The 6994-nt window shown below is 41.2% G+C and carries 6 protein-coding genes and 1 pseudogene; 2 read left to right on the top strand and 5 right to left on the bottom strand.

The genetic code is table 11. From position 1 onward, the window contains the following. From HMPREF9073_RS16200 to HMPREF9073_RS02550, 3 genes and pseudogenes are all read right to left on the bottom strand, one after another. A pseudogene (locus tag HMPREF9073_RS16200) lies at positions 1-372 on the bottom strand (hypothetical protein); the annotation flags it as partial. 95 nt (positions 373-467) lie between these two features. Next, the gene (locus tag HMPREF9073_RS02555) at positions 468-836 is read right to left on the bottom strand and encodes a DUF2809 domain-containing protein (RefSeq protein WP_009412415.1); all 369 of its coding nucleotides are present in this window, start codon (positions 834-836) and stop codon (positions 468-470) included. A gap of 72 nt (positions 837-908) precedes the next feature. Continuing rightward, positions 909-1577, bottom strand: coding sequence for a DUF2461 domain-containing protein (locus HMPREF9073_RS02550; protein ID WP_034555203.1), 669 nt, complete (start codon positions 1575-1577; stop codon positions 909-911). Between the two features lie 160 nt (positions 1578-1737). On the opposite strand from HMPREF9073_RS02550, the gene dprA reads away from it, so the two are divergent. After that, complete coding sequence (gene dprA, locus HMPREF9073_RS02545; protein ID WP_034555202.1) at positions 1738-2832, top strand: DNA-processing protein DprA; 1095 nt, start codon at positions 1738-1740, stop codon at positions 2830-2832. Positions 2833-2848: 16 nt separating this feature from the next. Continuing rightward, positions 2849-3946: a DNA polymerase IV gene (gene dinB, locus HMPREF9073_RS02540; protein ID WP_083866073.1), complete on the top strand. Its 1098-nt coding sequence runs from the start codon at positions 2849-2851 to the stop codon at positions 3944-3946. A gap of 32 nt (positions 3947-3978) precedes the next feature. Here the strand turns inward: dinB and HMPREF9073_RS02535 are convergent, their stop codons facing one another. Both HMPREF9073_RS02535 and HMPREF9073_RS02530 read right to left on the bottom strand, forming a co-directional pair. Then, positions 3979-5478, bottom strand: a complete 1500-nt coding sequence (locus tag HMPREF9073_RS02535) for a DUF6850 family outer membrane beta-barrel protein (protein WP_009412411.1) — start codon at positions 5476-5478, stop codon at positions 3979-3981. 202 nt (positions 5479-5680) lie between these two features. After that, on the bottom strand, positions 5681-6886 hold the full coding sequence (locus HMPREF9073_RS02530) for a DUF4876 domain-containing protein (protein WP_009412410.1): 1206 nt from the start codon (positions 6884-6886) through the stop codon (positions 5681-5683). Between the last annotated feature and the right edge of the window lie 108 nt (positions 6887-6994).

Here is a 6994-nt window from a genome sequence, read left to right as displayed (position 1 = left end):
GTATATGTAATAATCGGCGGTATCGTTATGCAACTTTTCGTTTTTGTGTTTACAATCACCGGTTTGTTCAAAAGTTAGGGCATTCAGGCGCACATACGAGGGGGCAATAAGTTTAAATGTTCCTGTTATAGAGGAGAAACAGTCGTTGCCACAAGGGGCAAAGTAATATGAAATATATTGATTTTTGTCGTTCTTTTTAAATTCTGTTGCATAACCACCTCTTTCACCTTCTCTTTGTGTAAGCACAAACAGGTTTTTGTATTCCTCTTTGAAATCACGTAACAGAGAGTTAGTTATCCATTCGCCTTTTAAGGGATTTTGTGCGTGCAATGAAGGTGCACATAGTAACAAGGTTATTAAAAAATGTTTCATAGTTATTTATAGGGGTTAGAGGTTAGAAGGCACGAGCTGCAAGCTCGCGCTAGCGGGGTAATTCCTATCTCCTAATTTCTATTTCCTATTAATTGTTATTTTTTATTTGTTAATTGTAATATGAGGCAACCTATAGCATAGCATATTATATCAGTCCACGAGAAGTGGTTGCCCAGAATGATATAGCCTATACTTCCTTTAGCAAAGCCTAAATGAGAGGCTACTCCAAAATATTGCAGTACTTCTACCGCAACGGCAAAGGCAAATATGCCCCAAATGAGTTTGCCTTTGTGTTTCACTTTTACAAATGAAAGGACTATATAATAGAGCAATATCACTACTAATACATCGCCGAGATAACCGCGTATAAAGCCAATATTCTTGAATAGCGTAGCGATAAGGAACTCTACTCCAAAGAGGGCTAATGCCCATATAAAGTATTTTTTGTTGAATGTTAGGGTCATTGTTAGGGGTTGGGGGTTAGAGGGCACGAGCTACAAGCTCGCGTTAGCGGGAGCACGAGCTACAAGCTCGCGCTAGCGGGGGTTAGGGAATAGGGGTTCACCGTTGAGATTGGTGGTGAGGGCTTCGGTCATAAAGTCGAAAAAGGGGCGCATAGCTAAGAGTCCTTGTACTACTTTTTTATCGAAACCTTCGGCGGTAGCTTCTTTTTGAGTGTAGTCGCGTTTGAGCAGGAACTGTTTTTTTCGTAGATAATCAAGCATAGGGTCGTCTTTTTCAAAGCCTTTGGGAGCTGTTTTGAGTTCGTCGCCCCATAGTTTTCCGCCAAACTCTTTTACAATACCTTTATCGGTCATTACTTTTTGGAAATCATCGGGGTTGAGAGAGATTTCTTGACGCATACGCAACAAATCATCTTTATTGGGGTCGAAGAATCCTCCCCCTATAAAAGTTTCTTGCGGACTGATATGCACGTAATATCCCCCGCGATAGTGAGGTTGTTTGCGCTGTATGTAGCAACCGAAGTGAGTTTTGTAAGGCGTTTTATCCTTAGAGAAGCGCAAATCGCGGTAGATACGGTATATTTTGAGAGGGGCAACGGTGTCGTGCGCTGCAATTTCAGCATAAATGCGGTTAAAAAGCTCTGTTGCTTGCAATTTAGCGCTTTCATAATCTGCTTTATGAGCATCAAACCACTCTTTGTTGTTGTTTTTAGCGAGGTCAGTGAGAAATTGAAACATAATTTTAATGACGAGTTACGAATTACAAATGACGAGTTACGAATGACGAATGACGAGTTACGAATGACGAATAATGAGGCAAAGGTAGTAATAATTTGCTAATTAGCAAATTTGCTAATTTAGTAATTATCGCTATTTTTGCAACGTGAAACAAAACCAAACTATGAACGACGATTTGTTATACCTCATTGCCTTAAAGAAAATTCCGCTTGTAGGCGATATAACTGCCAAAAAACTCATTGCGCACTTTGGGAGTGCTAAAAATATATTTGCACAACGCCGAAGTAGCTTAGAAAAAGTAATGGGTATAGGTTCTAAAATTACCCAAAATATCCTCAACTCTCAGTATTTACAAGAAGCTGAAACTGAGTTGCTCTTTACTGAAAAACACGGCATCAGCATTGTTAGCTATACCGATGCTCACTACCCTAAACTACTGAAACAGTGTGTGGATAGCCCTATACTCTTCTACCAAAAAGGACACATAAACCTACAAAACAAACGATTGCTGAGCATTGTAGGTACCCGCAATATCACGACCTACGGCACGGCATTTTGCGAACAACTGATAGAAGAACTCGCCCCACTTGATGTGGTGATTGTAAGTGGTTATGCTTATGGGGTGGATATCACGGCTCACAAAGCTGCAATGAAACACCGCTTGCAAACAGTGGCTTGCCTCGCTCACGGTCTTAACCTTATCTACCCTGCTACTCACGCGAAATACTGTGAGGCAATGGAAGAGAACGGCGGTTTTATCACCGATTTCGGCAGTGAGAGTCCGTTTGACCGGAAGAATTTCCTCAGTCGCAATCGCATTATTGCAGGGCTTACGGAAGCTACTGTAGTGATTGAATCGGGTAAAAAAGGGGGAAGTTTGGTTACTGCCGATATTGCTTTTTCATACAACCGCGAAGTATTTGCCGTACCAGGTCGTACGACAGATACTTATAGCATAGGCTGCAATGAGCTGATACGCAACCGCAAAGCTAATATACTCACCTCAGCTAAAGACCTCATTTACCTACTGAATTGGGATACTCCCGCCCCTAAAGCCGTACAACAAGAACTTTTTATAGACCTCAGTCCCGATGAAGAATTGGTAGCAAACTATCTCAAAGAGAATGGCAAACAAGCCTTAGACGAACTCGCTCTCGGCTGCCAAATACCTATCTACCAACTTTCTAATTTACTTTTCCAAATGGAATTGAAAGGAGTGGTAAAACCACTGCCAGGGAAAATGTTTGAAGCTAAATAACAAGTAACAGGTAACAATTAATAGGAAGATTATACATATTGATATGGATGCTTTCTACGCCTCGGTAGAGCAATTGGATTTTCCTGAATTGAGAGGAAAAGCGATTGCAGTGGGCGGAGGTGAAGCGCGCGGTGTGGTGGCAACAGCCAGCTATGAGGCGCGCAAGTTTGGTGTGCGCAGTGCTATCAGTGGGGCACAGGCGCGCAAATTGTGTCCGCATCTCATCTTTGTAAAACCCCGCTTTGAGCGCTACAAGCAAATATCAATGCAAATACGCGCTATCTTCTACGAATATACCGATTTGGTGGAACCTCTCTCCCTTGATGAGGCTTACTTAGATGTTACGGTAAACAAAAAAGGTAACCCTTCGGCTACCCTCATTGCGCAAGAGATTAGACAACGCATTTTCAATGAAACAGGACTTACGGCTTCAGCAGGCATTTCGATAAATAAGTTTATTGCCAAAATTGCTAGCGACTATCACAAGCCTAACGGACAGACTACTATCACTCAGGCTGAAGTACAAGATTTCTTAGACAAACTCGATGTGCGCAAATTCTATGGCATAGGCAAAGTAACTGCCGAAAAGATGTATCAGTTAGGGATTTTTAAAGGGAAGGATTTGCGGGAGAAATCATTAGCGTTCTTAGAACGGAATTTCGGCAATAGTGGACATTATTACTACGAGCTCTCACGAGGTATTCACCGCAGCGAAGTTCAGCCTTTTAGAATTCGCAAATCGGTGGGTGCTGAAGAAACTTTTGCCGAAAATCTCACCAGTGAGGTGTATATGGAACGCGAACTTGAACGTATAGCCGAAGATGTCGTCCGCCGCCTTAAAAAACAGCAAGTTGCAGGTAAAACTATCACCCTGAAAATAAAATACAGCGACTTCACTATTCAAACACGCAGCAAGACCCTTAAAGATTTTATTAGCAGCAAAGAGGAAATTCTTTTACACATCAAAGAATTGCTCTACCAAGAAAGATTGAGTGAATCGGTACGATTATTAGGCATTTCAGTTTCTCACCTCAACAATGAACCTGATAAAGAGACTGTAAAACAACCGATGTACATACAGTTGAAATTGGAATTTCCAGAGTATAGGGAATAGGTGTCAGGTATCAGGTGTCAGGGGATAGGTAATTAAAATGTTAAACCGATGTTTAATTGATGAAAAGTATTCGTTTTTTGGAGGGTAAAAACTCCTATTTGGGTGTTAAGTCCCACGAAATAACTGAGTGAGGACGATAGTGGGTGATGGTACTGCAAATGTGCTTGGAAAACTTGTTCATCGGAGGCGAGGAGACGAGCATTGTGCAAAAGCATTTCGCTGAGAGATACTTCACTATCGTTGCGGAGTAGATAATTGCCTTTTAACGTATTGCGATACTGGTAATGCAAACCTGCTATACCTATACTCTTCTTCCCTAAGGGCGCTACAACACTCATTTTTATCCCTACATTCATATAATCGAAATGCTGAAAACTCCTCACAAGGGTATAATCCTCACGGTGAGTTTCATAACCTACATAAGGTGCTATGTGATATTGCAAATCACTATTGTTACAGAAAAGCATTGCCAATTGGTAGTGCTCTTTTTTTAGAGTATAATTCTCGTTTTTAGCAACTACTTCCGTCCAATTGCTATTACGACCCGAAAGAATAGGCTCTACCCCACTTTTAATTTGCAGAGAGTAATGTCCTTTGAAACCATAATAGTAAGTATCTTTGCGAAACAGCTTTGTCAGCTCGGTATAGAGTGTGCGATTGGTAAGCGTTACGGCTATCACACCATTATCTTCTGTCATATATTTTTCGATTGCCAATTGCTGGTAATTAGCAGAGAGGAAAAGGTTATTTTTCCTGCTGATATTCAGTCCGCCACCATATCCATAACCTTCATAAAAAGCCCTGAGTTTGTTGCCTTTCAGCAGGTGGTTATAATAGCCTAAGCCATTGAGATGATAGACTGAAGGACTTCCCAATTCATTGAAAAATTTCAGTTCGTTAGACTGAGTATATTTCTGGAAAGAGGCATATATTCCTGCTTGCCACTCCCCTACCCTCCACATAAATCCTGAGCGCAATTGCAGATTTGAAGTGATATTTTTAGGACGCGGGTCTTTGTTGCGACTTGCTAATTCGGCTTTGTAATCCAAACTGATACCCCAATGCAATCGTTGCCATTGTTTGGCAAAACCACCCATAAAGGCGTATTGCTCGCTATGCAAGTCGCCCCCTACAGCATCGGCGGTAAAGTATGGATAGAGCAAATCACTATCTACCGACTCATTCCAGCGCACTTTTCGCAGTTCTTGATTTTTATAGGACGCATTGCCCCAAAGCGTGCGTGTGCTATCATAAGGGAAGAAAGAGGTTGCTTTTGCTGAAAAAGCGGTATGCCCTTCAGGATACTGCTGAGCATAAGCCTCCTTATCACTCCTCTCATAAGCTACTTGTACGGTAGAAAAACGATGTTTTCCCCACTTGGGCATTGTAGCTGGATTCTGAAAATAAGCCTCGTAAAAACGAGAGATGCTTTGTTGTTCTTTCAGCTTTAGCAAGAGGGTATCGGGGCTTTGCCCCCAGCCTATTTGGTAGAGGAAAGCGAAAAATAATATGTTAATTAGTTGTTTTTTCAATTTAGTGCGAGCCGCACGGGCAGTTTGTTAATTTGTCAATTTATAAAAAGATTGTCTGAAAAGTTTTTATACTACAAGGGCGTTTGCAAAAAGTTCTTATACTATAAGGGCGTTTGCAAAACGCCCCTACACAACATACTCTAAAAGTGATTGATCATCAAGATAATCAACTTTGCCAAAGTGTAGCGACACTCTTCACTTTTCACTTTTTAAGTGATGGGATTACACGTGCATCAAAATCTTCGGTAGAGTTATTAGTGTCTTTTAACACACGATGTCCGTTTTGTTGCCCCGTTACTTTGCGGCGTACTCCTTTGCTATAACGAGAAACATCTCCTTGACTTTCGGAGGCGTAAGTCCAACCACTATCTAAAGAAACATCGGTTACAAGCCATTGAAAGTCTTCTTTTTGTGCGAGATTTACAGCATCGATAACCCACGTATTGGGGATTTTTACAGCATCTCCTCCTGAGTCAAATCCTGATTCATCTTTGTATGTATAAGAATACTTCTCTAACTCTGTAACCCCCTTGGGCATTCTGGCAAGTGCAAAAGCGTTGATTGCTTGACGATTGATTACTGCATCTTCAAACTTCACGAACATATTAGGCACTGCAGCGTTATCGGGGTCTTCATCGTCTGCTTCATCTTTGATTTCGAAATTGGCATTTTTCAAATCTATTGAATTACTGTTGAGTTCTTTGTGATTGATAGCCGTAAGGGCAATGATGATGCTCTCGCCTGCTGCTACGGGGTATTGCTTGCCATTCCCTGGGATTTGATATACCGCATTAGCTGTGAAAGCTTGGTTCATTATATTTGGCGTATAGGTTTGTTTATCATTTGTTTGGAACGCCGATTGCACCAAAAGCAAACCATCAGCATAGAGAACTCTAGAAGTAGGGTTGTAAATCTTGAAATAACTATCATCTAAATATTGTTTGCCTTGTGGAGTAGTTGTACCCGTGATAAAAATCTCTTCAATAAGCAAATCTTTATCCTCATCACTTACAATTGTTTTTAAAGTGATAGGCAGACTGTAGGTAGTGGCTGTGAGGATGTCGAGTTTGGGTATTAAGGTGGTTACTTCGCCTGCAAAGGTAGTGCTACTTTGGGTGTAACTCACAGTACCTGTAGCACGTACCTCATAGCTACCCGCAGGAATACTCAGTTGGAAATCGTTGGTAGTAGTGTTGTGATATACTTTTTCTACCTTCTCATTCTTGTTGAGCTCGGTAAGGGTAAGAGTAAGGGTACCATAGTGGGTAATGGTTACTTTATCGGGGGCTTGTAAATGAAGGGTTATATTCAAAGGTTCGGTAGCGATACCATTGTTGTCGTCTTTTTTACAAGCGTTTAAGAGCACTAAACCAAGTGCTAATACAAAAAATTGTTTTAAGTGTTTCATATTAATGCCAATTTGGTGCGAGCCGCACGGGCAGTTTGTTAATTTATAAAAAGATTGTCTGAAAAGCTCTTATATTGTGAGGGCGTTTGCAAAACGCCCTTACATAAC

The organism is Capnocytophaga sp. oral taxon 326 str. F0382 (assembly GCF_000318295.1).
Classification (GTDB): Bacteria; Bacteroidota; Bacteroidia; order Flavobacteriales; family Flavobacteriaceae; genus Capnocytophaga; species Capnocytophaga periodontitidis.
The sequence above is the reverse complement of the archived record's forward strand: the minus strand, read 5'-3'. Positions and strand labels throughout refer to the sequence as shown.

Excerpts from the sequence above, each read along its gene's own strand:
- HMPREF9073_RS02555 (WP_009412415.1), bottom strand. The coding sequence starts at position 836 with ATGACCCTAACATTCAACAAAAAATACTTTATATGGGCATTAGCCCTC.
- dprA (WP_034555202.1), top strand. The coding sequence starts at position 1,738 with ATGAACGACGATTTGTTATACCTCATTGCCTTAAAGAAAATTCCGCTT.
- HMPREF9073_RS02530 (WP_009412410.1), bottom strand. The coding sequence starts at position 6,886 with ATGAAACACTTAAAACAATTTTTTGTATTAGCACTTGGTTTAGTGCTC.